Origin of the sequence: Streptomyces caatingaensis (genome assembly GCF_001187435.1) — a bacterium.
Taxonomy (GTDB): Bacteria; Actinomycetota; Actinomycetes; order Streptomycetales; family Streptomycetaceae; genus Streptomyces; species Streptomyces caatingaensis.
In genome coordinates this window covers 210,640-237,155 of the sequence record NZ_LFXA01000014.1, presented here as the reverse complement: position 1 = coordinate 237,155, position 26,516 = coordinate 210,640, and the positions used below count along the sequence as shown (strand labels likewise).

25 protein-coding genes and 2 pseudogenes are annotated in these 26,516 nt (G+C 75.7%); 14 read left to right on the top strand and 13 right to left on the bottom strand.

Annotation, left to right across the window (positions count from 1 at the left end):
- Positions 1-422: 422 nt before the first annotated feature.
- Positions 423-1,208, bottom strand: coding sequence for an alpha/beta fold hydrolase (locus AC230_RS21750; RefSeq protein ID WP_049717995.1), 786 nt, complete (start codon positions 1,206-1,208; stop codon positions 423-425).
- 53 nt (positions 1,209-1,261) lie between these two features.
- The gene (locus AC230_RS21745; protein WP_049718079.1) at positions 1,262-2,677 is read right to left on the bottom strand and encodes an erythromycin esterase family protein; all 1,416 of its coding nucleotides are present in this window, start codon (positions 2,675-2,677) and stop codon (positions 1,262-1,264) included.
- A 936-nt stretch (positions 2,678-3,613) separates the two neighbouring features.
- On the opposite strand from AC230_RS21745, the gene AC230_RS21740 reads away from it, so the two are divergent.
- The 3 genes from AC230_RS21740 (at position 3,614) to AC230_RS21730 (ending at position 6,701) form a co-directional block, all read left to right on the top strand.
- Positions 3,614-5,017: a cytochrome ubiquinol oxidase subunit I gene (locus tag AC230_RS21740; protein WP_049717994.1), complete on the top strand. Its 1,404-nt coding sequence runs from the start codon at positions 3,614-3,616 to the stop codon at positions 5,015-5,017.
- A 13-nt stretch (positions 5,018-5,030) separates the two neighbouring features.
- The gene (locus AC230_RS21735) at positions 5,031-6,101 is read left to right on the top strand and encodes a cytochrome d ubiquinol oxidase subunit II (RefSeq protein WP_049717993.1); all 1,071 of its coding nucleotides are present in this window, start codon (positions 5,031-5,033) and stop codon (positions 6,099-6,101) included.
- A gap of 363 nt (positions 6,102-6,464) precedes the next feature.
- On the top strand, positions 6,465-6,701 hold the full coding sequence (locus tag AC230_RS21730) for a hypothetical protein (RefSeq protein ID WP_157868638.1): 237 nt from the start codon (positions 6,465-6,467) through the stop codon (positions 6,699-6,701).
- Positions 6,702-6,937: 236 nt separating this feature from the next.
- On the opposite strand, the gene AC230_RS21725 is transcribed toward AC230_RS21730, so the two are convergent.
- Genes AC230_RS21725 through AC230_RS21705 form a run of 5 tightly spaced genes read right to left on the bottom strand, consistent with a single transcriptional unit; the run spans position 6,938 to position 12,328 of the window.
- Entirely contained in the window at positions 6,938-7,453 is a 516-nt protein-coding gene (locus AC230_RS21725) for a GNAT family N-acetyltransferase (RefSeq protein ID WP_049718078.1), read from the bottom strand.
- Positions 7,454-7,511: 58 nt separating this feature from the next.
- Positions 7,512-8,651, bottom strand: coding sequence for an XdhC family protein (locus tag AC230_RS21720; protein WP_049717991.1), 1,140 nt, complete (start codon positions 8,649-8,651; stop codon positions 7,512-7,514).
- The gene (locus AC230_RS21715; RefSeq protein ID WP_049717990.1) at positions 8,635-10,779 is read right to left on the bottom strand and encodes a xanthine dehydrogenase family protein molybdopterin-binding subunit; all 2,145 of its coding nucleotides are present in this window, start codon (positions 10,777-10,779) and stop codon (positions 8,635-8,637) included. The genes AC230_RS21720 and AC230_RS21715 overlap by 17 nt, the downstream gene beginning before the upstream one ends.
- The gene (locus AC230_RS21710; RefSeq protein ID WP_049717989.1) at positions 10,776-11,774 is read right to left on the bottom strand and encodes an FAD binding domain-containing protein; all 999 of its coding nucleotides are present in this window, start codon (positions 11,772-11,774) and stop codon (positions 10,776-10,778) included. The genes AC230_RS21715 and AC230_RS21710 overlap by 4 nt, the downstream gene beginning before the upstream one ends.
- Positions 11,771-12,328, bottom strand: a complete 558-nt coding sequence (locus AC230_RS21705; protein WP_049717988.1) for a 2Fe-2S iron-sulfur cluster-binding protein — start codon at positions 12,326-12,328, stop codon at positions 11,771-11,773. Before AC230_RS21705 ends, AC230_RS21710 begins: the two co-directional genes overlap by 4 nt.
- A 267-nt stretch (positions 12,329-12,595) precedes the next feature.
- Here AC230_RS21705 and AC230_RS21700 point away from each other — a divergent pair, with 267 nt between their 5' ends.
- On the top strand, positions 12,596-13,183 hold the full coding sequence (locus tag AC230_RS21700) for a TetR/AcrR family transcriptional regulator (protein ID WP_049717987.1): 588 nt from the start codon (positions 12,596-12,598) through the stop codon (positions 13,181-13,183).
- Positions 13,184-13,264: 81 nt separating this feature from the next.
- Here the strand turns inward: AC230_RS21700 and AC230_RS21695 are convergent, their stop codons facing one another.
- On the bottom strand, positions 13,265-13,786 hold the full coding sequence (locus AC230_RS21695; RefSeq protein WP_049717986.1) for a hypothetical protein: 522 nt from the start codon (positions 13,784-13,786) through the stop codon (positions 13,265-13,267).
- Between the two features lie 252 nt (positions 13,787-14,038).
- On the opposite strand from AC230_RS21695, the gene AC230_RS21690 reads away from it, so the two are divergent.
- Together AC230_RS21690 and AC230_RS21685 are read left to right on the top strand one after the other, a co-directional pair.
- Positions 14,039-14,554 carry an EF-hand domain-containing protein gene (locus tag AC230_RS21690; protein ID WP_277816925.1) on the top strand — a complete coding sequence of 172 codons (516 nt, stop codon included), beginning with the start codon at positions 14,039-14,041 and terminating at the stop codon, positions 14,552-14,554.
- A gap of 247 nt (positions 14,555-14,801) precedes the next feature.
- Positions 14,802-15,665: pseudogene (locus tag AC230_RS21685) on the top strand (carbohydrate kinase family protein); the annotation flags it as partial.
- A gap of 235 nt (positions 15,666-15,900) precedes the next feature.
- Here AC230_RS21685 and AC230_RS21680 read toward each other — a convergent pair.
- Positions 15,901-16,641 (bottom strand): TetR/AcrR family transcriptional regulator, encoded by a 741-nt coding sequence (locus tag AC230_RS21680; protein ID WP_049717984.1) that lies wholly within the window; start codon positions 16,639-16,641, stop codon positions 15,901-15,903.
- 97 nt (positions 16,642-16,738) lie between these two features.
- On the opposite strand from AC230_RS21680, the gene AC230_RS21675 reads away from it, so the two are divergent.
- The 6 genes and pseudogenes from AC230_RS21675 to AC230_RS21655 all read left to right on the top strand — a co-directional run bounded on the left by AC230_RS21675 (position 16,739) and on the right by AC230_RS21655 (position 19,942).
- Entirely contained in the window at positions 16,739-17,086 is a 348-nt protein-coding gene (locus AC230_RS21675; RefSeq protein ID WP_049717983.1) for a darcynin family protein, read from the top strand.
- Positions 17,083-17,499 (top strand): hypothetical protein, encoded by a 417-nt coding sequence (locus tag AC230_RS21670; protein WP_049717982.1) that lies wholly within the window; start codon positions 17,083-17,085, stop codon positions 17,497-17,499. The genes AC230_RS21675 and AC230_RS21670 overlap by 4 nt, the downstream gene beginning before the upstream one ends.
- A 25-nt stretch (positions 17,500-17,524) precedes the next feature.
- A pseudogene (locus AC230_RS33935) lies at positions 17,525-17,632 on the top strand (hypothetical protein); the annotation flags it as partial.
- A 154-nt stretch (positions 17,633-17,786) separates the two neighbouring features.
- Positions 17,787-18,602, top strand: a complete 816-nt coding sequence (locus tag AC230_RS33930) for a multicopper oxidase family protein (RefSeq protein ID WP_241833325.1) — start codon at positions 17,787-17,789, stop codon at positions 18,600-18,602.
- A gap of 191 nt (positions 18,603-18,793) precedes the next feature.
- The gene (locus AC230_RS21660; protein WP_241833324.1) at positions 18,794-19,315 is read left to right on the top strand and encodes a hemerythrin domain-containing protein; all 522 of its coding nucleotides are present in this window, start codon (positions 18,794-18,796) and stop codon (positions 19,313-19,315) included.
- 291 nt (positions 19,316-19,606) lie between these two features.
- Positions 19,607-19,942 (top strand): GNAT family N-acetyltransferase, encoded by a 336-nt coding sequence (locus tag AC230_RS21655; RefSeq protein ID WP_241833323.1) that lies wholly within the window; start codon positions 19,607-19,609, stop codon positions 19,940-19,942.
- A 2-nt stretch (positions 19,943-19,944) separates the two neighbouring features.
- Here the strand turns inward: AC230_RS21655 and AC230_RS21650 are convergent, their stop codons facing one another.
- From AC230_RS21650 to AC230_RS21640, 3 genes are all read right to left on the bottom strand, one after another.
- Positions 19,945-20,844, bottom strand: coding sequence for an acyl-CoA thioesterase (locus AC230_RS21650; protein WP_049717980.1), 900 nt, complete (start codon positions 20,842-20,844; stop codon positions 19,945-19,947).
- Positions 20,845-20,992: 148 nt separating this feature from the next.
- A complete protein-coding gene (locus tag AC230_RS21645; RefSeq protein WP_049717979.1) occupies positions 20,993-23,542 on the bottom strand; it encodes an ABC transporter permease in 2,550 nt (849 codons plus the stop codon).
- On the bottom strand, positions 23,539-24,342 hold the full coding sequence (locus tag AC230_RS21640) for an ABC transporter ATP-binding protein (protein WP_049717978.1): 804 nt from the start codon (positions 24,340-24,342) through the stop codon (positions 23,539-23,541). The genes AC230_RS21645 and AC230_RS21640 overlap by 4 nt, the downstream gene beginning before the upstream one ends.
- 162 nt (positions 24,343-24,504) lie before the next feature.
- On the opposite strand from AC230_RS21640, the gene ligD reads away from it, so the two are divergent.
- On the top strand, positions 24,505-25,470 hold the full coding sequence (gene ligD, locus AC230_RS21635) for a non-homologous end-joining DNA ligase (protein ID WP_049717977.1): 966 nt from the start codon (positions 24,505-24,507) through the stop codon (positions 25,468-25,470).
- Positions 25,471-25,485: 15 nt separating this feature from the next.
- Here ligD and AC230_RS21630 read toward each other — a convergent pair whose 3' ends face one another.
- Positions 25,486-26,244 (bottom strand): transglycosylase SLT domain-containing protein, encoded by a 759-nt coding sequence (locus AC230_RS21630; protein ID WP_049717801.1) that lies wholly within the window; start codon positions 26,242-26,244, stop codon positions 25,486-25,488.
- Here AC230_RS21630 and AC230_RS34380 point away from each other — a divergent pair.
- On the top strand, positions 26,243-26,368 hold the full coding sequence (locus AC230_RS34380) for a hypothetical protein (protein WP_277816920.1): 126 nt from the start codon (positions 26,243-26,245) through the stop codon (positions 26,366-26,368). The genes AC230_RS21630 and AC230_RS34380 overlap by 2 nt on opposite strands.
- Positions 26,369-26,516 lie beyond the last annotated feature (148 nt).

The window sequence follows — 26,516 nt, the reverse complement described above, 5'->3', positions numbered from 1 at the left end:
AGGAAGTGCGGAGTATGTATCCTCTCGGGCGCAACAGGGCGCAAAACCCGTGCAGTTCCAGGGCATAAACCGATCGTGGCCGATCAATACGCGACGGCACTACAGTAATTCACCATTCCACCACCCGTGGACAGCGACTGCTGAAAGCAAGGCACCAGTCCGTCCCGCCGGTCATGCGGGAAAGGGGTTTTCCCAACCTCACCCGACTCTGCACATGCAGATGCAAAAAATAGTGAATCGCAGGTGCACACGGCCGCCTTCGGCACCCGCTCGGCACGGCCCCTCACCGGCACCGGGAACCGGTCACCGCGCCCGTGTGCTCCTTTGCGCGCGGACCAGAGGGACCGTCCCGGATCCCCCACGCGCACAAACCATGCGGCTTCGTGCCGTACGTCACCACGACGCGATGGCCGGCGCCCTCCTCACACGCCGCCGCGCCCCCTCGCGCACGCCTCCAGGATCAGGCGCGCCACCGTCCCCGGCTCCCGCAGCGACGGCAGGTGATCGCAGTCCGGCAGGCGCACGACGCGGCAGTCGGGGATGCGGGCGGCCATCTGCTCGTTGCAGCGGACGACTTCGGGCTGGTCGAGGCCGGTGATGGCGATGAGGCAGGGGGGACGCAGGGCGGGGAGGCGGTCGTAGGCGGGGGCGTCGGGCACCTGGTGGGGGTGGGTGGTGAACCAGGCGGGGATCGCACGGCGGACGAAGTCGGCGGCCTTGGCGTCGGGGGCGGTGCCGGCGGCGGCCCAGGTGCGCAGGGCGAGGGCGACCAGGCCGTCCATGTCGCCGGCGCGGGCGAGGGTGCCGATCTCCTGTGTCAGGGCGGGCGGGTCGGGGTCGGGGCGGCCGGTGACGCCGGGGCAGAACAGGGCCAGGGCGGTGACGCGGTCCGGGGCGTCGAGGGCGAGGCTGACCGCCGTGGCGCCGCCCATGCTGGTGCCGGCCAGGGCGGCGCGGTCCAGCCCGAAGTGGTCGAGGACCGCGGCGAGGTCCTCGGCCTGGGAGTACGCGGCGGTGGGCGCCGGCGAACGGCCGTATCCGCGGGCGTCGTAGCGGATCACCCGGTGGTGCGGGGCGAGTTCGGGGACGACCCGGTCCCAGACTCCCGAGTCGGCGATTCCGGGGTGGAGGAGGACGAGGGGCGGACCGTCGCCGCCGGTGTCGTCCGCCCAGATCTCGCCGTTCCGCACGCGCACGGTGGATTCCATGATCCGATTCTGCGGGAGGGGCGGCCCGTTGGCCAGGGGCGGGCCGTCCCGCCTCAGTCGGAGGGCAACCGGTCCGCCGCCTCCACCCGGTGCAGATGGATCAGCACGTCGAACGAGCGGGCGAGGGCGACCTGGCCTTCGGGCCAGGGGTAGGCGGTGCCGATGTTGCGCGTGGGACGGGCCTGGCGGAGCCAGTCGCGGGCCGGGGCCGGGGCGGTCCGCAGGTCCAGCAGGTAGCCGGCGCCGGCGCCGACGTGCGCGCGGTCCAGGGTCGCGCCGTTGCTGCCGGGGGCGTCCGGGCCGACGGTGACGCGGCGGACGTTGCGGTCGAGCATCGCGTCGTCGGCGCCCACGGCGTTGAAGGAGCCCCGGCCGAAGGTGAGGCCGACGTTGACGTAGCGGGGCCCGTAGTGGTCGCGCAGGTAGGCGCCCTGCGTCCGGGGGTAGTGGGCCGGGTCGTCGGTCTCGTACTGGACGTGGCCGTTGTGGGCGGAGAGCAGGACCTTGGTGCCGGTCTCCTCCTGCCACCAGGCGGTGTTGGCGGCCATCGTCCGGTCGCGGAAGCGCATGGCGGCGGCGATGTCCTTCTCCGCGGTGAGGTCGAAGGCGTACTGCCGTGCGCTCTGCTGGACGACCCGGGCGTTCTGCACGGCCCAGCGCTGGGCCTCGGCGGCCGCGCGGCCGCGCCCCGGCCGCAGCGAGCGAACCAACTCCAGGGCGCGGTCGGCCCGTTCGGCCATGGCGCGCCGCTCGGCCGGCGGCTTGGTGAGGTAGGCGCGCATGTACGGGCCGGTGGGCGCGTCGGGGCGCAGGCCGCGGTAGAGCTCGGCGAGGCGGGGCAGCGCGGCGGGGTCGGTGGTGCGGACGTGGTCGAGGACGCGGTCGTAGAGCTCCGGGCCGGCCCAGGAGACGTCGTTGCCCATGAAGCGGACCGGGTCGTCCGGGTGGGCGCGGTTCCAGGAACGCATCCAGGTGAGGAGGGAGAGGTATTCGCGGGTGTTCCAGAAGAGGTAGGCGTCCTGGAACTCCTCGCGCATGATGCGCCGCGGGTCGCCCTTGCCGTGCAGGACGTAGTCGTTGAGCCGCAGGCCGGTGCTCCAGGGGGCCTCCAGGGCGTAGGTCCGGAAGCCCCGGTCGCGGACGAGGTGGCGGAAGGCGCGCTGTTTGAGGGTGAAGAAGTCGCGGGAGTTGTGCGTGGCCTCGCCGATGCCGACCACGCGCGCGTCGCCGATCATGCGGTCGAGGGCCCGCAGGTCGTCGTCCGGGGCGGAGGGATCGGTGGAGCGCAGGGGGTGGGCGGCGCGTTCGACGGCGCGGACGACGCGGTCGTCGGCGCGCTCGCCGGTCCGGGCGGCGCTGCCGGCCGCCGGGGCCGGGGCCGGGGCAGTGGCCGGGGCGGCGAGGGCGGGGGCCGTGGCGCCGAGGGAGAGCAGCAGGGTCAGGGCGGCGGTGAGGCGTCGCTGTTTCATGATCCCAGCGTCCCGGGCGGTACGCGCCGGGGCCATCCGGCGCGTACCCCTCCCCTTGCTCGGGTTGTCCCCACCCCGGCCGTCAGGCCGCCCGGAGCGTGTCGGGGCGCCCGGCGCGCAGCGTCAGGCGCGCGCCGGTGAATCGGGCGCGCGCGGATCTCGGGGTGAGCCCAAGGCGAACCCAGTTGAACTCGGGCGGAGAAGAGTGATGGTGCGGGGGCACCGCATCGTGGGGCCGCCGTGCGGGACGGGCGTGGCAGGAGGAGGCCGATGACCGCTGGGCAACGGGCTGCTCAGTGCCGACGGCGGCCGCTTCGGGACGCCGAGATCATTGGCTGTCGTTCCTCACCGTGAGTGGGTCTGCGAGATCGCAGACAACATTCCGCTCTTCCATGGTCGGCGAGGGCGGGCAAGGGCTTTTGCTGTCCTCGGCAACGGTGACGGTTCGGTCGGCGGGGTCGCGGGCCCTGGCCGCAGGCGGCACGACCGCGGCGGTGCCCGGGCCTGGTCCCGGCGGGGGATCACCCCGGTCAGCTGTGTCCGGGGCCGGTCCCGCAAACGTATCTCCGGTGCAGCCGTTGCCTGTTACCGGCCCGGACTCCGCTCGCTGAGCTGCTCGGCCAGGCCGATCCGCTATCGAAAACGGTCCGCTGAGGGGCCCCGGCCGCCCGTTCCGTTCTCGGAAGTCGATCTCACTCAACCGGCACCGGACCCGTGGTGTGGGAATCGGCGGCGGGTGCGGAGGTGCGTGGAGGAAGGCGTCAGCGGCGGAGTCGGGGGCCCGACGCGGCTGCGCGCCCGGCTGTCACAGAGAACCCATGCGTCACAGCCTAGGGACGCCTCACCGGCCCCGCGACGCCTTTTCCGCGCCGGTCGCGGCACCCTGTTGCCCGGCGCGTCGTTACCGCCGCGCGCCCGCGGGGTACCTCAGGCGCCATGCTCACCGACGCCGTTCACCGGCTCCTCGCGGCGGCCGCGTCGCCCGGCGACCTCGCCGCGGCGCGGGCGCAGATGGGCTTCTCGCTGGCCTGGCACATCGTCGTCGCGTGTCTGGGCGTCGGGCTGCCGCTGCTGACGCTGGTCACCGAGTGGCGCGGGCTGCGCACGGGCGATCCGGTGCTGCGGCTGCTGGCCCGGCGGTGGGCGCGGGCGATGGGGGTGCTGTTCGCGGTGGGCGCCGTCTCCGGCACGATCCTCAGTTTCGAACTCGGCCTGCTGTGGCCCGGGCTGATGGGGCGCTACGGGCAGGTCATCGGGCTGCCGTTCGCCCTGGAGGGGATCGCCTTCTTCATCGAGGCGATCTTCCTGGGCATCTATCTGTACGCCTGGGACCGGCTGCCGCCGCGCGTCCACCTGTGGACCGGCGTGCCCGTCGTCGTCGCGGGCGTCGCCTCCGCGTTCTTCGTCGTCTGCGCCAACGCCTGGATGAACCAGCCGAGCGGCTTCACGGTGCGCGCGGGGCGGATCACCGCGGTCGATCCGTGGGCCGCGATGCTCAACCCGGCGGCCCCGCCGCAGACCGTCCACATGATCCTGGCCGCGCTGATGGTCGCCGCCTTCCTGACGGCGAGCGTCCACGCCTGCGCGCTGCTGCGCGGCCGGAGGTCCGCCTACCAGCGGGCGGGTTTCCTCGTGCCCTTCGTGCTCGGCGCGGCCGTCGCCCCGTTCCAGATCGTGGTGGGCGACTGGGCGGCCCGCTTCGTCGCCGCCAACCAGCCCGTCAAACTCGCCGCGATGGAGGGCGTCTTCCGCACCGGCGGCCATGTGCCGCTGACGCTGGGCGGCGTGGCGGGGGCCGACGGGCTGCGGTACGGGCTGGAGATCCCCAGCGGGTTGTCGCTGCTGATCGGGGACAGCCCCGGCGCGGTCGTCCGCGGTCTGGACCTGGTCCCGCCCGCGCGGCGGCCGGCGGTGACCGGGGTGCACTGGGCGTTCGACCTGATGGTGGCGGCGGGGTTCTTCCTGCTGCTCATGGGCGTCTGGCTGCTGTGCGCGTGGTGGCGGGCCCGGCGCAGGGGCGGCGGCGACCCGCTGGCCGGGCGCGGCGGCCGGGCGTTCCTGCTCCTGGCCGTGCTCACGGGTCCGGCCGCCGTCGTCGCGCTGGAGTGCGGCTGGTGCGTGACCGAACTCGGCCGCCAGCCGTGGATCGTCCAGGGGCTGATGACCGTCCGCGAGGCGGTCAACCCCGCGCCCGGACTGATGACCGGGCTGTGGCTCGTGCTGGTGGTCTACGCGGCGATGACGGCGGCGACCGTCGTGGTGCTGCGCCGGATGGCCACCGAACGGCCCGTACCCGTCGCACCGCAGGAGCGGGACGTCGAGGACTACCCGGTGGTGTGAGGAGGGACCGACGATGCTCGCCGACGCCCTGCTGGCCGTGATGTGGCTGGGCCTGACGTGCTACGCGCTCTTCGGCGGGGCCGACTTCGGGGCGGGCCTGTGGGACCTGCTGGCCGGGGGCAGCCGGCGCGGCCTGCCGCAGCGCCGGCTGATCGAACACGTCATCGGGCCGGTCTGGGAGGCCAACCACGTCTGGATCATCTTCGTGGTGGTGCTGCTGTGGGCGGGCTTCTCCCCGGTCTTCGCCGCCGTCCTCTCCACGCTGTACCTGCCGTTGACGTTCACCGCGCTGGGCATCATCGCCCGGGGCGCGGCGTTCGCGTTCCGCAAGGCGAGTACGGGACTGGCGGCGCGCCGGCTGTTCGGGGCGTGTTTCGCGGTCTCGTCGGTCGTCACCCCGTTCTTCCTGGGCACGGTGGCGGGGGCGGTGGCGTCGGGCCGCGTCCCGCCCGGGCTGGCGGCCGGCGGTCCCGTGGCGAGCTGGGTGAGTCCCACCTCGGCGCTCGGCGGCGTGCTCGCGGTGCTGGCCTGTGCACATCTCTCGGCCGTCTACCTGTGCGCGGACGCGCTGCGGGAGGGCCGGCCGGAGCTGGCCGGGGCCTTCCGCGGGCGGGCCCTGGCCTCGGGCGCCGCCTGCGGGGTGGTGGCGGTGGCCGGCATCGCCGTCCTGCACGCGGACGCGCCGCGGCTGTTCACCGGGCTCACCCACCGGGCGCTGCCGCTGGTGCTGTTGAGTGCTGTGGGCGGGCTGGTGGGGATGGTGCTGCTGGTGCGTCGGCGGTACATCGTGGCGCGGGCGAGTGCCGCGGTGGCGGTGGCGGCGGTCCTGTGGGCGTGGGGCGCGGCGCAGTATCCGCTGATGCTGGTGCCGGACACGACGGTCGCGGCGACGGCCTCGCACCCGGCCGTGCTGACCGCCTGTCTGGCGAGCCTGGGCGTGGGCGCGTTCCTGCTGGTGCCGTCGCTGTGGTGGCTGTACCGGCTCTTCCAGCAGGACATGGGGGCGGGGAGGGGCGCCGCCGGGGGCGGGCGGGACGAGCAGGGCGGGTGGGAGGGGCGGGACGGGCGGGACGGGCCGGGCTGACGCCGCGTGCGTACGTCCTCACGTACGTCCCCGCGTACGTCCCCCCGCCGCACTCCCCCGGCGGCCGGCACGGTCGCGCGCCCGGCGGGCCCGGCACGCCCAGCACGGCCGTCCCGCCCGCCGGACCCGGCGAGCCCGCCACCCCCCACCGGGGCAACCGCCCTTGCGCACCACGGGGATTCGAGCGCGCCGGTAGATCTCCGCACCCGCGGGCGGGACGAAGTCGGTGCGGCGCCACAGCGGTTGCGCGGGGGCGCGGCCCGGGGACGGGCCACCTGGCCGCGGCGCGGGCGTTCCCTCGCCGGGCCGGGCTCGTTGAACGAGGACGAGCAGGGATCAATCGACCACATCAGGAGGAATGCTGTGCGTTGGACGACGCTCATGATGGCCGCGGCGATGGCGTTCGGCGCGGTCGCGGCGACGACGGTCGCGGCGGCCGCGGCGGCCCCGGTCCGGCGGGCCCCGGTCGGCGACCAGCCGCCCTACCCGTACGCGGACTGCCTGGCCGCCGCGAAGAAGAACCACGAGACGCCGGCCCACGCGAAGTGGCACTGCGACGAGCTGGTGAAGAAGGGGTGGATCAAGCCGCCGAAGAAGTGACGCCGGCCCGGCCGGGGGCGGCGCGGGTCCGGGCCCGCCCCGTCCTCCCGCCGCGGGCCCGGCGGGAGCCGCGCGAGCGGTCCGCCGCCTCACCGAGCGGGGTCGTCGCAGAGCACCTGCCGCCCCCCGGCGAACCCGCCGCTCCGGAGCGGGGGAGGCCCGAGCCGAGCCCGCCCCCGGCCGCCGCGGCGGTGGTGCGGGGCCCGGTGCCGCGCCCCGGGCCGCTCGCGGGCGTGTCAGGCACCGACCGCCGGGACGGTGCCGGGCCAGGCGATCTCGTAGTACTTGACCCGGTCGTCCTCCCCCGCGGGCCGCATGCCCGCGCTCGCCATGACCCGCTGGGAGGCGATGTTGTCGAGGTCGGCGTCGCCCTTGACGCGGGTGACGCCGTGGTCGCGGGCGAGGGCGAGCAGGGCGCGCAGGGCCTCGGTGGCGTAGCCCCGGCCGCGGGCCGATTCGACGAGGCCGTAGCCGATGGTCACGGTGCGGTCCGCGTCGGGCGGGCTGTGGAAGCCGAGGCTGCCGATGACGAGGCCGTCGGGGCGCCGGCGGATCTCGTAGTCCCCGAACGGCTGCGGATCGCCGGTGGCGGCGCAGTGGTTGAGGAAGTCCGTGGCCGACTCCACGTCGCCGTCGGTGGGGTAGCCGGGCGCCCAGTGGTCGCCGGGCGCGGGGCGGCGGGCCACGAGGCGCCGGGCCTCGTCGGCGGTCAGGGGGTGGAGCACGAGCCTTTCCGTCTCAAGATCGTTCATGGCCATCTGGGTACCACGCGGCCCGGCGGTGCGCATCCGACTTTTCCAGCACTCTCAACTACCTTTGCCCGGCAGGGTGTTCGGCGGGCGTGCGGTGGATCGCGGTCCGGGTGCCGGTGAGCGGGAGGCCGGTGCCGCCGTGGCGGGCGGCGACGATCTCCGCCGCGATGGACAGGGCCGTCTCCTCGGGCGTGCGTCCCCCGAGGTCCAGGCCGACGGGGGCGCGCAGCCGGGCCAGTTCCCCGTCGCCGACGCCGGCTTCGCGCAGCCGCCGGACCCGGTCCTCGTGGGTGCGGCGCGAGCCCATCGCGCCGACGAACGCGACGGGAAGCCGCAGGGCGACCCGCAGCAGGGGTACGTCGAACTTGGCGTCGTGGGTCAGGACGCACAGCACGGTCCGTTCGTCGGTGGGGGTGCCGCGGAGGTAGCGGTGCGGCCAGTCGGCGACGACCTCGTCCGCCCCGGGGAAGCGGGCGGCCGTGGCGAAGACGGGCCGCGCGTCGCAGACGGTGACGTGGTAGCCGAGGAACGCGCCGATCCGTACCAGGGCCGCCGTGAAGTCGACCGCGCCGAAGATGATCAGGCGGGGCGGTTCGGGGACGGACTCGACCAGGAGCGTCAGCCCGCCGGGGCAGAGCGTGCCGTCCGGCGACAGGTCGACGGTGCCGGTGCGTCCGGCGCGGAGCAGGGCGTGCGCCTCGGCCGCGGCCGTGCGGTCGAGGGCGGGCCGGCCGCCGAGGCCGCCGTCGTACGTGCCGTCGGGCCGGACGAGCAGGGCGCCGTGGAGGAGTCCGGCCGGGCCGCGGACGGCCCGGGCCAGGGCGGCCGCCTCGCCGCGCGCGGCCGCCGTGAGCGCGCGGACGAGCACGTCCCGGCCCGGTGCGGCCGCCGGGAAGGGCGCGGCCACGACCTCGATGGTGCCGCCGCAGGTGAGGCCGGCGGCGAAGGCGTCGTCGTCGCTGGGTCCGAAGCGTTCGCGCAGGACCGTGCCGTCCTCCAGGGCCCGGACGCACAGGTCGTGGACGGCCGCTTCGATGCAGCCGCCGGAGACCGAGCCGGCCGCCCGCCCGGCGCCGTCCACGGCGAGGGCGGCGCCGGGCCCGCGGGGGGCGCTGCCGCTCACGGCCACGACGGTGGCGACGGCGAAGTCCCGCCCCTCGGCGGCCCATTGGACGAGTTCCTCAGCGATGTCCAGCACGGTCGCGCTCCGCCGTCAGGACCCGGTCGGGCCGGATGGGCAGGTTCCGGTGGCGGACGCCGGTGGCGTGCCAGACGGCGTTGGCGATCGCCGCGGCGGAGCCGACGGCGCCGATCTCGCCGATGCCCTTGATGCCGACGGGGTCCTCGGGGTCGGGGTCGTCCAGCCAGTCCGCCTCGACGGCGGGCACGTCGGCGTGGGCGGCGATGTGGTAGCCCGCGAGGTCGGCGTTGACCAGGGTGCCGGAGGCGGTGTCGCGGACGGCCTCCTCGTGCAGGGCCATGGACAGGCCCCAGATCATGCCGCCGGTCAGCTGGCTGCGGGCGGTGAGGGGGTTGACGATCCGGCCGGCGGCGAAGACGCCGAGCATGCGCCGGACGCGGATCTCGCCGGTGCCCGGGTCGACGGCGACCTCGGCGAACTGCGCGCCGTAGGAGTGGCGTTCGCGGGCGGCGAGGGCGCCGACGGCCTGTGTGGTGTCGGAGCGCACGGTGAGCCCGTCCGCCGGGACGCCGCCGCCGAGGGCGAGGCGTTCGCGCAGGTCGCGGGCGGCGAGGGTGACCGCCCAGCCCCAGGAGCGGGTGCCCATGGAGCCGCCGGCCACCCAGGCGGCGCCGAAGTCGCTGTCGGCGATGAGCAGGCGCACGCGGCCGGGCGTCACCTCCAGGGCTTCGGCGGCCAGTTGGGTCAGGGCGGTGCGCGCCCCGGTGCCGATGTCCGCCGCGGCGATGCGCACGGTGAAGGTGCCGTCGGGGTGGGCGGTCGCGGAGGCGGTCGCCGGGAAGGCGCCCGCGAAGAAGGTGGCGGCCGCGGTGCCGGTGCCGACGAGCCAGCGCCCGTCGCGCCGGACGCCGGGCCGCGGGTCGCGCCCGTCCCACCCGAAGCGGCGGGCCCCTTCGGCGAAGCAGTCGAGCAGGCGGCGTCCGGCGAACGGGAGCCCGGAGACGGGGCCGACGGCGGGTTCGTTGCGGCCGCGCAGGACGATCGGGTCGATGCCGCAGCGCTCGGCCAGTTCGTCGAGCGCGCACTCCAGCGCGAACGATCCGGGGGCCTCGCCGGGGGCGCGCATGTAGGTCGGGGTGGGGATGTCGAGGGGCACCACGCTGTCGACGGTGCGGTGGCCGCGCGCGTCGTACAGGGAACGCCCGTAGGCGGCGCTGGTCTCGACGAACTCCTGGACCGTGGAGGTCGCGCTGAGCGCCGTGTGCTCCAGGGCGCGCAGCCGCCCGTCGGCGCCGGCGCCGAGCCGGACGCGCTGGGCGGTGGCGCTGCGGTGGCCGATGAGCGTGAAGGTCTGGGCCCGGGTGAGCGCGACGCGGACGGGCCGGGCGAGCAGGGTCGCCGCCATGACGGCGAGGACGAGGTGCGCGCGGACCTGGGCCTTGCAGCCGAAGCCGCCGCCGACGTGCTCGGAGCGCAGGCGCACCGCGGCCGGGTCGAGGCCGAAGAGCCGGGCGAGGTCCTGGGCGGTGGCGTGGGCGCCCTGGGTGGTGTCGACGACGTCGAGCCGTCCGCCGTCCCAGTGGGCGAGGGCGGCGTGTGGTTCCATGGGGTTGTGGTGTTCCTCCGCGGTGGTGTAGCGGGCGTCCACCACGACGTCGGAGGCGGCGAGTTCGGCCTCGACGTCGCCCTTCTCGGCGGCCGCGGGGCGGACGGGCCGCGCCTCGGGGGTGTAGGCGGCGGGGTGGCCGGGGCGGAAGTCGACGTCGTGCGGTTCGGTGGCGTAGGTGACGGTGAGCGACTCGGCGGCCTCCCTGGCCTGTTCGGGGGTCTCGGCGACGACGAGGGCGACCGGCCAGCCGGCGTGCGGGACGCGGTCGTGCTGGAGGATCTGTGTGGTGGCGTCGGGTCCGAAGGTGCCGGAGAAGTCCTCCTTCAGGCGGGGGGCGTTGCCGTGGTGCAGGACGGCGAGGACGCCGGGCATCGCGAGGACGGGGGTGTCGGCGACGGAGCGTATGCGGCCGCGGGCGACGGTGGAGACGACGATCCAGCCGTGGGCGAGGCCGTCGGCCGGGAAGTCGGCGGCGTAGCGGGCGGCGCCGGTGACCTTGTCGCGGCCCTCGAGGCGGATGTGGGAGGTGCCGACGGCGCCGGTGGCGGGGCGGGGCGGGGTCGTCGCGGTGGTCATCGGGCGGCCTCCTGGGCGAGTTCCGTCAGGACGGCGACGGCCAGGGTGCGCAGCAGCGGCAGTTTGTGGCCGTTGTGGGGCAGGGGCCGGGCGGCGGCCAGTTCGGCGTCGGCGGCGGCCGCGAAGGCGGTGGCGTCGGCCGGTCCTCCGGTCAGGGCGCGCTCGGCCCGCCGGGCGCGCCAGGGGTGGGAGGCGACGGCGCCGAAGGCGAGGCGTACGTCGCGCACGGTGCCGTCCCGGACGTCGAGGGCGGCGGCGAGCGAGCCGATCGCGAAGGCGTAGGAGGCGCGTTCGCGGACCTTGCGGTAGCGGGAGGCGGCGGCGACCGGGGCGGGCGGCAGGACGACGCCGGTGATCAGCGCGCCGGTGGGCAGCGCGGTTTCCAGGTGCGGGGTGCCGCCCACGGGCCGGTAGAGGCCGGCGAGCGGCAACTCGCCGGTGCCGTCGGCGGTTTCGTAGGTGACGGTGGCGTCGAAGGCGGTCAGAGCGACCGCCATGTCGGAGGGGTGCACGGCGACGCAGTGCTCGGTGGCTCCGAGGACGGCGTGGTTGCGGTGTTCGCCGGCGATCGCGGCGCAACCGCTGCCGGGGGCGCGCTTGTTGCAGGCGGTGGTCGTGGCGGGGGCGGTGAAGTAGCCGCAGCGGGTGCGCTGGAGCAGGTTGCCGCCGACCGTGGCCATGATGCGCACCTGCCCGGAGGCGCCGGCGAGGACGGCCTGTGCCAGGGCGGGGTAGCGGCGGCGCACGTCGGGGTGGGCGGCGAGGTCGCTGTTGGTGGCCGTGGCGCCGATGCGCAGGCCGCCGTCCGGGGTGGCCTCGATGCGGTCGAGGGGGAGGTCGCGCAGGTCGACGAGGAGGGCGGGCCGTTCGACGCCGGTCTTCATGAGGTCGACGAGGTTGGTGCCGCCGGCGAGCGGGCGGGCCCCGGGGTCGGTCCCGAGGAGGGCGAGTGCGTCGGACACGCGGGCGGGGCGCCGGTAGTGGAACTCCCTCATGCCGCCACCGTCCCGGACTCCCCCGGGCGTTCCTGGGCGGCGCGCGCGACGGCCCGTACGATCGCCGGGTAGGCGGCGCAGCGGCACAGGTTGCCGCTCATCCGCTCGCGGATCTCGTCGTCGGTGAGGGCGGGCGGGCCGGCCTCGGGCCGCAGGTCGGCGGTGACGGCGCTGGGCCAGCCGGCGGCGTGCTCCTCCAGGACGGCGAGGGCGGAGCAGATCTGTCCGGGGGTGCAGTAGCCGCACTGGTAGCCGTCGAGTTCGAGGAACGCCTGCTGGACGGGGTGGAGCCGGTCGCCGTCGGCGACGCCCTCGACGGTGGTGACCGCGCGTCCCTCGGTGGCGACGGCGAGCTGGAGGCAGGCCAGGGCGCGGCGGCCGTCGAGGAGGACGGTGCAGGCGCCGCACTGTCCGTGGTCGCAGCCCTTCTTGGTGCCGGTCAGCCCGAGGCGTTCGCGCAGGGCGTCGAGCAGGGTGGTGCGGTGGTCGACGGTGAGGGTGTGGGGTTCTCCGTTGATGTGCAGGGTGATGACGCTGGACGTCGGTGCGGTCATGTGGCCCTCTTCGGCATGGCGGTCGCGATGGCGGTCGCGCGCCGCGGCGGTGCCGGACGGGGCGGCCCGCGCGGGCGGTCGACGCGGTGGGTGACGCGGGCGGCGCCGGCCGTTCCGCCGCCCCGGCTGCCACTAGAGTGCTTGTGCGGGAGGACGGGCGGCTGCCCCAAGGCCCCGAATTTAGCGGACAGTTGTCCGCTTAACAAGGGTGGTGGACGGGGTGCGCGGACCGGGACGAGCGGAGGGCGAGGCCACGTGCGGACCAGGGTGCCGGCGCAGGACGACGGGCCGCCCCGGCGCTCGGACGCCCGGCGCAACCGGGAGCGGATCCTGGAGGTCGCCCTGGCGGAGCTGACGCGTTCGCCGGCCGTCGCGCTGAGCGCGATCGCGCGGAAGGCGGGTGTCGGGCAGGGCACCTTCTACCGGAACTTCCCCGACCGGGAGTCGCTCATCCTGGAGGTCTACCGCTTCGAGGTCCAGCAGGTCCTCGAAGCGGCCCGCCAGTTGCTCGCGACCCGGCCGCCCGACCGGGCGCTGCGCGAGTGGCTGGACCGCCTGGCCCAGTACGCCGCGGCCAAGGCGGGCCTGGCCGACGCGATGCGGGCGGCCACCTGCGCGCCCGCCGCCCCCGCGCGCTGGGGCCACGCCCCGGTCACCGCGGCCGTCGCCCTCCTGCTGGAGGCCAACGAGAGGGCGGGCACCATCCGCCCCGGGGTGACCCCCGACGATCTCCTCCTCGCCATCTCCGGCCTGTGGCACGTCGCCGCGCACGACGACGCCCACGAGCGCGTCCGGCGCCTCTTCGACCTCGTCACGGACGGCCTCCGGGCGGGGGCGCCGGGGCCGGGGGGCTGAGGCCCCCGGCCGTCGGGCGGCGCTCGCGGCCCGCGCGCCGCGGTGAGGGCGGCGCCGCGGGCGGGGGACGGTCGAGGGGCCCTACGGCAGGATCTCCAACTGGACGGCGCTGTCGCTGCCGTGGAGGCCGGAGGTGAGGCAGTCCGTGGGCAGTTCCCGGGGCAGGGCGGTCACGGTCCGCCGTACTGGGTGCCCGGCAGCGCGTCCCTCGACGACGCGGCCCGACTGAAGAACCTCCAGGACACCCGCGACGCGGACGGCGGTGGCGTTGTCGAGGACGATCACCGACCGTCCGCCGTCGGCGTACCGGACGGTCTCCGCCCCGCCCGCGCCCGACACCGAGACGCAGGACGCCGACGTCGGGAACGAGTCGAACGTGCCGACGGCCCCGACGGTACGGCCCGGGCCGACCGTGCAGGCGTACCGCACGTGCGCGTGGTTGCGGGTCGTCCGGGGCAGCAGGGCGAGCGGCGGATCGTAACGGCTCGTGGAACGGCCCGTGCAGGTGACGGCCTCGTACCCGCCGTGCCCGCCGCGTCCCTCCGCCGAGGCGGGGCCGGGTGACGAGCACACCAGCGCCAGGGCCCCCAGGGCCACGGCCACACCACGCGTTCCGTACACATGTCCTCCAACTCGTCTGTTTTGCACGGACTGTGACTGCCCCGGGCCGCTGTTCCCACCCCGGCGCCCGGAAGCGCGCCTTCCGCGTGCGCCCGCCCCTCCGCGCGGCCCCGCGCGCCGTCGCACCCGCCGGACGCCGTCCGTCGCCACGGCGGCACGGGCAACCGGCGGCACGCGGGTAGGAAGGGCGGGACGAGCCCTCGTCGCACCGGAGTGAGCAGGAGGACAGCCGAGTTGGACCGTACGACCACCACCGCAGCCGCCACCCCCACCGCCCGCGTCTTCGCGATGATGGACGCGGACGGGGACGGCGTGATCTCGGCGCACGACTACCTCTCCCGCATCGACCGGGTGGTCCGGGCGACCGGGCGCACGGAGGACGACCCGCTCGTCAAGGCCGCCCGCGCGCACGGGCGCACGGCCTGGGAGACGATGGACGCCGACGGGGACGGCCGGCTGACCTTCGGCGCCTACGACGCGTGGGTGGACGGCGACAAGTTCGACAACGTGTGCCGCTTCGCGCTCGGCTCGCTCTTCGACCTCGTCGACGCCGACGGGGACGGCGCCCTGGACCGGGCGCAGTTCACCACCCTGCGCACCGCGCTGAACAATCCGCCGGACAACGCCGGGGCCGCGTTCGACGCCCTGGACACCGACGGCGACGGGCGCGTCGGCCGCGCCGCGTACCTGGCCGCCATCCGCGCCTACGTCGTCGGCGACAACTCGCCCATGGGCGAGGTTCTTTACTAGGGACGCCGGCGCGGGACGAGGCGAGGAGCCGCGCCCGCCAGGGCCCCGGCCCCCGGACCCGGGAGCGGGCGCGGGCTGTGGCGGTGGCGGGGACGGGCCCGTACCGACGGTGCGACGGTGGCCGCGAGAATGCTCCTGGAGGCCGGACGGCGGGGTGCAAGTCGCCCCGCCCTCCGCCTCCTGCCCGCACCCTCGACCGCCGCCGGGCCCGCCGTTGCGCGGCCCGCCGTCCGAAAGGCCCCATTCCATGATCATCGTTGCCGGGGAAGCCCTCATCGACCTCGTTCCGGCGGGGCCCCGGGACCAGGAGGGGACCGCCGCCGACGGCCTTCCCGCCCTGCTGCCCCAGCGCGGCGGCGGTCCGTACAACACCGCCGTCGCGCTGGCCCGCCTCGGCACCCCCACCGCGTTCTGCTCCCGGCTGTCCACCGACCACTTCGGGCGCGCGCTCCTGGCCGGTCTGCGGGCGGACGGCGTGGACACCTCCCTGGTCCGGCGCGGTCCCGAACCCACCACCCTGGCCGTGGCGCACGTCGGCGACGGCGGCTCGGCCGAGTACTCCTTCCACGCCGGCGGCACCGCGGACCGCCTCTTCACCGCCCCCGACGCGCTGCCGGCGGCGGCCCGCGCGGTCTCCTTCGGCACCTGCTCGCTCGTCCTCGAACCCGGCGCGAGCGCCTACGAGGAGCTGCTGCGCCGCGCCTCCGCCGGCGGCCTGTTCACGGTCCTCGACCCGAACGTGCGCCCCGGCATCGTCCCCGACGCGGACGCCTACCGGGCCCGGTTCCGCTCGTGGCTCCCGCACGTGAGCCTCCTCAAGCTCTCGGAGGAGGACGCGGCCTGGCTCGCGGGTCCGGCGGCCGACCCGGCGGCCGCCGTGCGGGAGTGGCTGGCCGCGGGCCCGTACGCCGTCGTCCTCACCCGTGGCGGCGCGGGGCTGACGGTCCTCACCCGGGACGGCCTCGACGTGTCCGTGCCCGGTGAGCGGGTGACGGTCGTGGACACCATCGGCGCGGGCGACACCGTCAACGCCGCACTCCTGCACCGCCTCGACGGCCACGGGGCCCTCACCGCGTCCCCCGCCCTCGGTGCCGGGGAATGGCGCGACATCCTCTCCTTCGCGGCCCGCGCGGCCGCGGTCACCTGCTCCCGTGCCGGCGCCCGGCCCCCGTACGCCGACGAGCTCGCCCTGTCGCCCGCCGGCTGAGGCCGCCCGGGCCGAGGCCCCAACCCGCCGGAATCGCCCGGCCGGTGAGGTTTCGAGGGGGGCGTTCGAGGGGGCGGCGACCCGCCCGCCGGAGTGGCGCCGGAAGGCGTCACGGAGGTGCACTGCCGGGCCGTCCTGATCACGCGTGGGGGCCGGCCGGTCCGCGGCCGGTGCCGCCCAGCGCCGCCAGGACGTCGTCGAGGGCGTGCTCGAAGAGCGGCTCGGGGTCGGTCAGGGCGAAGTCGAGGTGCCCGAAGACCTCGACGGCCACGGTGCCGTACAGCCGGGCCCAGGAGGCGACGAAGACGTAGAGGACCTCCGGCGGCACCGGCTCTCCGGAGAGGTGCTCGCGCACCTCCTCCAGCTGCGCGGTCCAGGCCGGGTCGAGCCCGGCGGGCGCCCGGACGCCGCCGTCGCGCCAGAGCCGGACCATGAGGTCGAGGACGACGCCGCCGAAGCGCCAGCCGGAGTCGTGGGCCAAGGTGCCCGGGGCGGTGTCGGCGTCCGTCACGGGCTTGGCGAAGAGCAGGCCGAACTCGCGCGGGTGGTCGAGGGCCCAGCGACGCAACTCGCGGCAGACGGCGCGCAGTTGCGGCCCCGCACCGGCGTCCGGGCAGCGGTCGCGGGCGGCGGCCAGGGCGGCGGCCAGCTCGTCGTAGAGGGACGAGGCGAGCGCCTGGACCAGGTCGCGGTGGCCGGCGTAGTACCGGTAGAGGCCGGGCGCGGTCATGCCCATCTCGCGGGCGATGGCCCGCAGGGTGACCGCGGCCGGCCCCTCCTCGACGAGCAGCCGCCGGCCGGTGCGCAGGATCTCGGCCAGCGCCTCTTCGCGGACGCGATGACGCCGCCCGCCTGCGGAGGTTCGCGGAGTGCTCGGCACAGCGCCCTTCCCTGCCTTCCCGCTTGACAAAGTTAACGCCTGTAACTTTACCTTGCCCCCGAAAGTTAACACCGTTAGCAATTTCTCCGGGGGTCCCATGAGGTACGGCATCGTCCTCACCTGCACCGTCACTCCGCGCTGGCTCGCGCTCTCGCGCGAGGAGCGCGACGCGATGCGCGCGGCGCACCTGGATCCGGTCTTCGCGGCGTACGCGGACCGGGTGCGGGCGCGCTTCTTCGACGCCGAGGCGTTCAACGGCCGCTTCTCGGACTTCGCCGTCCTGGAGACCGACGACCTCGGCGCGTACTACTTCCTCGTCGAGGCCCTGCGGGACACTCCCCTCGTCAGTGAGGGCCACTTCGTCCTCGGCGAGGTCTTCCTGGGCGTCGAGGACGGCTTCCAGGCGTACCAGCGGGCCCTGGCCGAGGGGGCGGGGTCCCGGTGAGCGCCCGGGCGGAGGACCGGCTCCCCCGGCCCGTACGGCTGCTGCGCGCCACGGCCGTGCCCGTCCTGCTGGACACCCTCGTCCAGGCCGCCCTCGCCGGCCTGTTCGTGACGGGCGACCTGGAGCTGCTGGCGTGGCACGCGGCCGACGCCGGGGTGCTGAGCGCGCTCACGGTCCTTCAGGCCGTGGCCACGGTGCTGGTGTGGCGCCGGCTGCGCACACCGGGCGGGCCCGCGGCGGCCGCCGCGGTGCTCGTCGGACTGGTGAGCGCGCAGCGGGGGCTGGGAGAGGCACGCGCGCTGGCCGGGCACATGCCCCTGGACATGGGGGTCTTCGGCTGCGCGACGGCCCTGACGTACTGGGCGTTCACGTGCCGCGCGCGGCCCGTCGCGGGGTCGGGGGTGGCCGGGTGAGGCCGTACGCGCGGCGCACGCCGGCATGGCGGGCGCCGGCGCCGGCCGGACGGCCGTGGGCAGCCGCAGTTACGTGTATCCGCTGCCGCAGCGGGCGGCGACGCTCTGGTACCACGACCACCGCATGGACTTCAGCGCCCCGCAGGTGTGGCGCGGGCCGGCCGGCCTCTTCCTCGTCGGCGACGACGAGGAGGACCGGCTCCCGCTCCCGCGCGGCGACCGGGACGTCCCGTTGATGCTGTGCGACCGGTCGTTCGAGGAGGACGGCTCCTTCCGCTACCCCGTCCGTGGCCACGAGGGCTTCCCCGACGGGGTGCTGGGCGACGTCCAGCTCGTCAACGGCGCGCCGTGGCCCGTGCTGGAGGTGTCCGCCGTCCGTTACCGCCTCCGTCTCCTCAACGCCTCCAACGCCCGCCGCTACCACCTGCGTCTGGAGGCCGGCGGGGGCGGCCGGGGGCGGTTGGTTCGTCCAGGTCGGCAGCGACGGCGGTCTGCTCGGCGCGCCGCGGCGGCTCGACGCGGTCGGCCTGGCACCGGGGGAACGCTGCGACGCCGTCGTCGACTTCGCCGGCTTCCCGGTCGGCAGCCGCGTCACCCTGCGCAACACGGCGGCCGAGGGCGGGATGCGCGACGTCATGCGCTTCCACGTCGTGCGCCGGGGACGGGACGACAGCCGGGTACCGGCGCGCCTCGCCCCTTCCTTCGAACGGCTCGTGCCGGCCGGGGACATGCCGGTGCGGGTCTTCGACTTCCGCCGGACGCGCGACGGTGGCGACCGGCCGATGTGGACGGTCAACGGCCGGCCGTTCCGCCCTGACACCGTGCTGGCGTCGCCGCGCCTGGGCAGTGTGGAGCGGTGGCGTTTCAGCAGCGACTTCCACCACCCGGTGCACGTGCACCTGGCCCGGTTCCAGGTCGTCGCCCGGGGCGGGCGGCCGCCGGGCGCCGCGGACGCCGGCTGGAAGGACACCGTGGACGTCCGCCCGTACGAAGTGGTGGAAGTCCTCGCCCGGTTCACCGGCTACCGGGGCCGCTACATGCTGCACTGCCACAACCTCGAGCACGAGGACATGGCCATGATGGGCACCTTCGAGGTCGTCTGATGCCCCGGCCGTGAGGCTTTGCCGGGTTCTCCGAGGCAGCTCGAAAGCCCGGGTCCGGTGCGGGCCCCGCCCCGGGGGCTCGCCCCGGGGCTTGCCCTTCGAGCCGGTCGCGTGCTCGGATGGGGGCGGCATCGCGTGCCGGTGGCGGACCGCGTCAGGCATGGAGGTGCGGTACCGAAGGGCACACTTCCGTGTCTCTCCCCCACGACGGCGACCGCGTGGTCGCCCTGGGCCGACAACTCACGCAAGCACACGACGAACTGCGCAGCCGCCTGGCCGCAGTCAGGGCCGGCCTCGGGCGCCGCCGCCTGGACGACGACAGCCTCGTCGCCCATTGCCTGGCCTTCTGCGCCGCGTTGACCTCCCACCACCGGGGCGAGGACGCCGGCCTGTTCCCCCGGCTGCTGCACGTCCGCCCGGACCTGGCCCCGGCGATCCGCAACCTCGCCGAGGACCACGGCCTGATCGCCTCCCTCCTGTCGCGCGTCGCCGAACTCGCCGGCCGGGCCGCCTCATTGGACCCGGGCCCGGCCCTCGACGCCGTCGGGCGCGAACTCGACGGCCTGGCGGCCATCATGGAGTCGCACTTCGCCTACGAGGAGCGCGCGATCGGCGCGTTCCTCGATCAGGGCGTGGACGGCGCGGAGCAGCCGGACGGGGAGCCGTCCGGCGCGGAGTGGCGCGGCATGGTGTTCGGCTCCGGTACGGGATGAACTCCCGTCCGGGTCCTCCCCGGGTGCCGGTGAGCGCGGGGCCGAGGTGCGGGCCGTGCCGCGGCCGCGCGCCCCGGTCCCACCCGGTGTGTCAGGATTCGTCCATGGATCACGTCGACATCGTCCCCATGCAGCTGTCCCATCTGGAGGCCGTGCTGAACCTCGGCTACCGCTCCTACGACGTGAACGCGATGCCCTACACCTCGTGGTCACTGTCCAGCGTCGCCACGCACTGGGACGCAGCCGGAGGCGTGCTGGGTCGCCCTGGACGACGAGGGGCTGCTCGGATTCGTGCTCGGGTCGCTCTCGTACGACGAGCGGGAGGACTGGGGTTATCTGGAGTGGATCGCGCTCGACGAGCGGGCCCGCGGCAAGGGCATCGCGAGCGCGCTGGTCGAGCGGTGCTGTGCCGCGCTGTTCGCGGCGGGCGCCTCGCGCATCATCACGGACGTGGAGGCGGGGAACACGGCCTCGGCCGCGATGATGCGGCGCAACGGCTTCACGGAGGGCGTGACGGTGACCCTGTTCGCCCGGTCGAACCCCGAGCGGCCCGCTCCCCCGGCGGCCCAGGTGCCGCGGGATCCGGCCCGGTCGCGCCTGCGCCGTGCCGCCCGTACCGCCACGTGAGGTCAGTCCGTCCGGCCGGTGCGGTCGCGGACGCGCAGCAGGCCCTCCTGGGCGACGGTGGCGACGAGGAGTCCCGCGCGGCTGAAGACCCGGCCCAGCACCAGCCCGCGTCCGCCGGAGGCCGCGGGGGTCTCCTGGTCGCAGAGCAGCCAGTCGTCGGCGCGGAAGGGCCGGTGGATCCAGAGGGTGTGGTCCATGCTCCTGCCGCTCGTGGAGAACCAGGAGACGCCGTGCCGGACCAGCACGGTCTCCAGCATGGCGACGTCGGACATGTAGGTCAGCAGGCAGGAGTGCAGGAGGTGTTCGCGGTCGCCGGCCGCGGGCACCTGGCCCTTGGTGCGCAGCCACACGCGGGTGCGGTCCGAGACGAGTGACAGGTCCTTCTCGGTGTCGAAGCTCAACGGCCCGGCGAAGCGCAGGTCGTACGGCTTGCCCAGGGGCTGCACGGCGGCGCCGAAGGCCGTGGTCAGGCGCTCCTCGTAGGTCGGCAGGGCGTCGGGGGCGGGAACGGGCGGCATCGGGTCCTGGTGGTCGAGGCCCGGCCCGGGGCGGTGGAAGGAGGCGGTCACGGCGCACACTTCGCGTCCGCGCTGGCCCGCCCGGACCCGCCGGGTGGCGAAGTCGGCGCTGTCCCTGACCCGTTCGACGCGGTAGTCGAAGGGCGCCGTCGGCAGGGAGGGCCGCAGGAAGGAGCAGTGGACGGAGTGCACGGGCAGGTCGCCGGGGACGGTGCGGCCGGCGGCGGCGAGGGCCTGGGCGGCCACGTGCCCTCCGTACACCGGGGCGGACGGCTCCGCGGGAGGGTCGCCGGTGAAGTGCCGGACCCCGTCCCCGTCCCCGTCGTCGACGGGGTCGAGGTCCAGCAGGTCGAGCAGGTCGGGCAGCGCGCGTTCCTGGTCCATGGGCCCCGCTCCGTCGTCCCGCACCGTCCCGGCCCGGCGGGCCGACAGCCAGTATCACGGCGGGGTTCCGCGGATATCAACCAACCGCCCCGCCCCGAAGCCGGGTTGACGTCCGCCCGCCGGTCCCACCGCCGCCGGTCCGCCGGCCTCACTGCCGTTCGGCGCCGGCGGCGAGCGGGCCGCGGCGGAGCAGGGCCCGGGTCGGCAGGCCGGTGGCGGCGAGGGCGAGCAGGACGGTCGCGGCGGCCAGCGGCAGGGCCGTGCCGGCCGGGACGAAGGGGGCGGAGCCGGTGACGCCGCGGGTGACCGGCACCAGGGTCGTCCAGGCGATGGCGCCGCCCACGGCCAGTCCGGTGACGGCGACGAGGAGCGCTTCCCAGCGCATCATGCGGCGCACCTGGCGGCGCGTGGTGCCGGAGAGGCGCAGCAGGGAGATTTCCCGGCGGCGGTCGAGGACGGTCATGACCAGGGTGTTGGCCGCGGCGACGGCGGCGAAGCCGCCGAGGACGGCCGCCATCACGTTGTTGGCCCAGGCGTTGACCTCCCGGTCGCGGTCGGCCCGCGCGGCGAAGCCCGCGGCGTCGGTGACGGTGGTGCCGGGGGTGCCGAGCGCGGCGAGGCGGCGGGCGACGGCGGCGTGGTCGGCGCCGGGGGCGTCGCGGACCAGGACCTGGGCGTCGAGGGCCGCGGAGACGTGCGGGGCGACGGCGGCCCGGGGCAGCAGGATCTCGCCGATGCCCAGCCCCCGTTCGTAGGTGGCGACGAGCCTCGGCCGCACGGGGGTGCCGTCGCCGAGCCAGAGCGGGACGGTGTCGCCGGGCTCGGCGTGGAGGGCGCGGGCGAGCGCGGCGTCGAGGGCGACGGTGCCCGGGGAGGTGCCGAGGGCGGCGAGGGAGCCGTCCCGGACGCCGAGGTCGAGTACCCGGTCCAGCTTCGCCGGGTCGCCGGAGACGCCGAGCGCGGTGGCCGGCAGCAGGGCGTCGCCGGAGCGGTGGACGGCTCCGGTGCGCAGGACGCCGACGGCGGCGTCGACGCCGGGGACGCGGGCGGCCCGCCCGGCGGTGGCGGCGGGCAGTCCCGCGCCCGCGGGCACCAGGACGTGGTCGGCGACGACGCCGCCGCGGACGTGGTCGTCGGCGACGTGCCGGACGGTGCTCTGCAGGAAGACGAGCGTGCCGCAGAACGCCGTCACCATGGCGATGGGGGTGATGGCGGACGCCAGCCGGTGGGCGTGGGCCCGGGTGTTGTCGGCGGCCAGCGACCCGGAGGCGCCCGCCGGGCGCAGCGGCAGGCCGAGGAGGGTCGTGCACAGCCAGGTGAGCGGCGGGCCGAGGAGGGCGACGGCCAGCAGGAAGCACATGACGACGCCCAGGGCGGTGTTGGCGGCGTTGTCGCCGTCCTGGCCGGCGGCGAGTCCGGCGAGGGTGACGCCGCCGGCCGCGGCGGCCAGGCCGAGGAGGGTGCGGACGGGGCCGGGGCGGCGGCGGGGGACGGCGGCCTCGCCGAGCGCGAGGCCGGGGCGCAGCCGGGCGGGGCGGCGGGCGGCGGCGTACCCGGCGATCAGCGCGGAGACCAGGTTGACGCCGATCGCGGCCGCCATGGGGACGGGTCCGATGTCCAGGCTCACCCGCCCGGGGACGGCGCCGCGGTCGACGAGCTGGTCGAACCACCAGGAGGCCAGGGCGAGGCCGGGCGCGATCCCGAGGGCGCCGGCGACGGGGGCGACGATCGCCGCCTCGGTGGCGACGGTGCGGCGGATCTGGCGCGGAGTGGCGCCGATGGCCCGCAGGAGGGCGAATTCGCGGGAGCGCTGGCCGGTGGCGAGGGCGATGGTGCCGATGACGACGAAGACGGCGGTCATGGCGGCGATGCCGCCGAAGGAGCCGCCCAGTCCGGTCAGCAGTTCCTTGGCCTCGGTGAGGGCGGGTTCCTCGGCCCGGCCGCGGGCGTCGCCGGTCAGCACCCGGCCGTCGCCGCCGACCGCCCGGCGGATCTGGGGGGCGAGGGCGGCGGCGGTGACGCCGGGGCGGGGGCGGACGGCGATGGCGTCGGCCGTTCCGGGGTGTCCGGAGAGCCGGTCGGCGGTGGTGTCGGCGAACCAGGCGGCCGGGCCGCCGCCCGCCTCGGGGGCGAGGCCGGAGACGCGGTAGGTGGCGGTGCCGCCGGGGGCGGCGAGCGCGACGCGGTCGCCGGTGGCCAGGCGGGCGGAGCGGGCGGAGGCGGCGTCGAGGACGACCTCGCCGGCGCGCGGGGCGCGGCCCTCGGTCAGGGCGGCGGTGCCGGCGGCGGTGTCGAGGCCGGCGGTGGCGTAGGGGCGTCCGGTCCAGTCCGCCGCGGGGGCCGTGGTCCCGGCGCCGGGCCGGACGGGGAAGGAGAGGTCGGGCACGGCGGCGGCCACGCCCGGCAGGGCCCGGATCCTCGCGGCCAGGCCGGTAGCGACGCGGGCGCGTTCGGGCGTCGGGGCCTCGGAGGTGGCGCGGTTGTCGCCGTGGCCGGTGGTGATCCGTACGTGGGTGTCCCCGGCGACGACCACGGGGGTGTGCCGGTAGCGCTCGGGGGCGATGCGGGCGGTGAGGCCGGTCTGGAGCAGGACGCCGCAGGCGGTGACGACGGCCGCGCTGATCAGCAGGGCGACGAGGCTGCCGGCGAAGGACGCGGGGCGGAAGCGGACGGAGGCCCGGGCGAGGCCGTTGGTCATGCGGGCGCCCCCGCGAAACGGCCGTCGTGCGCGGCGGTGAGCGCGGTCATCCGGTCGGCGACGGTCCCCGGGTCGGGGTGCGCCAGCTCGCCGGCGAGGCGGCCGTCGGCGAGGAAGAGGACGCGGTCGGCGCGGGAGGCGGCCACGGGGTCGTGGGTGACCATGACGACGGTGGCGCCGAGCGCGTCCACGGCCCGGCGCAGCAGGGCGAGGACGTCGTGGGCGGTGCGGGTGTCGAGGGCGCCGGTGGGCTCGTCCGCGAACACCACCTCGGGCCGGTTGATGAGCGCCCGGGCGATGGCGACCCGCTGCTGCTGGCCGCCGGAGAGCTGTCCGGGCCTGCGCCCGCCGTAGCCGTCCAGTCCGACCTCGGCCAGCAGGTCCCGGGCGCGCTGCCGGTCCTGCCGCTGCCCGGCGAGGCGCTGGGGCAGCAGGACGTTCTGCAGGACGGTGAGCGAGGGCAGCAGGTTGAAGGACTGGAAGACGAAGCCGACGCGGGTGCGGCGCAGCTTGGTCAGCCGGTCCTCGTTCAGTCCGGTGATCTCCTGGCCGCCCAGCAGGACCTGTCCCGCTCCGGGCCGGTCGAGTCCGGCGGCGCACTGGAGGAACGTGCTCTTCCCGGATCCGGACGGGCCCATCACGGCGGTGAAGCTGCCGCGCGGCAGCGCGAGGTCCACGCCGCGCAGGGCCTGGACGGCGCCCTCGCCGCGGCCGTAGGTGCGCCGCACGGCGCGTAGCTCGACGGCGGGGCCGTGCCCGGGGTGCTGCGGGGTGGGTTCGCGGTCGCGGCGCGGGGCCATGGTGTCCCTTCCGTCGTCGTTCATCGTCGCTACGACGGTAGAAAGGCCCAGGTCAGTGCGGAATGGTGGCAGCCGGGCAGTGGGGGGTGGGGTTTACCCCAGGGCCGGGCGGCGGGCCCGCATGACCTGCGAAACCCCGCCGGGCGCCGGACCATCGGAGACATGGCCCTGCCCGTCGCCCCGCTCCCCGCGATCCGGCCCATGCTGACGGTCTCCGGATCGCTGCCGGACGAGCGCGAGGAGGCGGAGTGGGGGTTCGAGGTGAAGTGGGACGGGGTGCGGTGCGTGGTCACCGCGCCGGGCGACGGCAGCGTCCGGCTGGTCAGCCGGACGGGCAACGACGTGACCTCCACCTACCCCGAGCTGCGGGAGCTGGGCATGCAGCTCCAGGGGCGCCCGGCCGTCCTCGACGGCGAGGTGGTGGCGATGGACGAGAAGGGCCGGCCCGACTTCGGGCTGCTCCAGCGCCGCATGGGGATCACGAATCCGCGGCGGGCCGCCCACCTGGCGATGGAGTACCCGATCCATCTGATGCTCTTCGACGTGATGCACGTCGGCGGCCGGTCCCTGATGGCCACCCCCTACCAGCAGCGGCGCGCGGTGCTCGCCGGGATGGGCCTGACGGGCCGGAACTGGTCCGTCCCCACGCATCTGGAGGGCCACGCCCGGCAGGCGTGGGACGCCACCCTGCGCCATGGGTACGAGGGCGTGATCGCCAAGCGGCTGACCTCGCTCTACCTGCCCGGGGTCCGGTCACCCGACTGGCGGAAGGTGAAGCATCTGCTCACCCTCGACGTGATCATCGGGGGCTGGACGGAGGGCCGGGGCTCGCTGGCCGGGCTGCCGGGGGCGATCCTGGCGGGCGTGGACGAGCCGACGGGCCTGCGCTACGTCGGCTCCGTCGGCTCGGGGCTGTCGGGTCACGAGCGCCGTGACCTCGCCCGTTATCTCGCGGCGGTCGCCCGGGAGGACTCGCCGTTCGCCGGGCCGGTCGACGCGCCCGGGGCGCACTGGGTGGAACCGCGGCTCGTCGCCGAGGTCACCCTGACCGGCTGGACGCCCGCGGGGCACATCCGGCACCCCGTCTGGCACCGGCTGCGCCCCGATCTGACCCTGCCCGGCTGGTGAGCGGCTCCCGCCGGATCAGTAGGCGGAGTTGACGTTGTCCATGGAGCCGTAGGTCTTGGCGGCGTAGTTGCACGACGCGACGATGTTGGCGACCGGGTCGTAGATGTCCCAGGACGTACCGTCCACGTGGAACGCCTTGAACGTCGGGTCGATGATCTGCAGCAGACCCTTCGACGGCACACCGTTGACCGCGTTGACATCCCAGTCGTTGACCGCCTGCGGGTTGCCCGTCGACTCCCGCATGATGTTGCGCTTGATGCCCTCGTACGAACCCGGGATCCCCTTGGCCCGCATGATGTCCAGCGCCTGGTTGATCCACCCGTCCAGGTCGTTGCCGTACGCCTTCGGCGCCGCGGCCGGGGCCTCGGCGGCCTTCAGCGGCTTGCGGTCGGTGGACCGGCTCGCGGCCTCCTTCCCGGCGCGCTCCTTGGCCTGGCGGTCGGCCTTCGCCTTGGCGTCCTTGGCGGCCTTCGCGTCGGCCTTCGCCCGGGCGGCCTTCGCGTCGGCGACGGACTTGACCTTCGCGGCGGCCTCGGTGCGCGCCTGCTCGGCCGCGCCGTCCGCCTGCCGCGCCAGCTCGCCGCGGCCCTGCTCGTCCGAGGTGAAGGCCGTGGCGTCGAACGCCACCGGCTTCACGGCCACCGGCTGCGCGGCGGCCGGCCCACCGGAGACCACCGCGAACACCACGGCGGCCGCACCCGCGGCACCGAGACCGGCGGCGGACATCTTGTGGACCTTGGACAGACGGGTATAGCCGGAGTGAGTGGAACGCATGACGAAGAAGAACACCTTCCCGATCGCGGAGCCGCACCGCACCGGAAACCCGGCACGAAAGAAGCGCCGTAAACCGACGGCGCCCAGCGACCCCGCAATTGTTAGCGGCGCCGAAAACCCCTGACAAGGACGCGGACCTACTACCCGGCACCGCACCCAGGAGATCAACACGACACCCCGGCCCGGGAATTCACCGCCGCTTTTCACTAAAGACCGCAGTATGTGACGCGCGCCCTATGCCCGGCCTCACACGCCGGCGCCCGCCGGCTCAC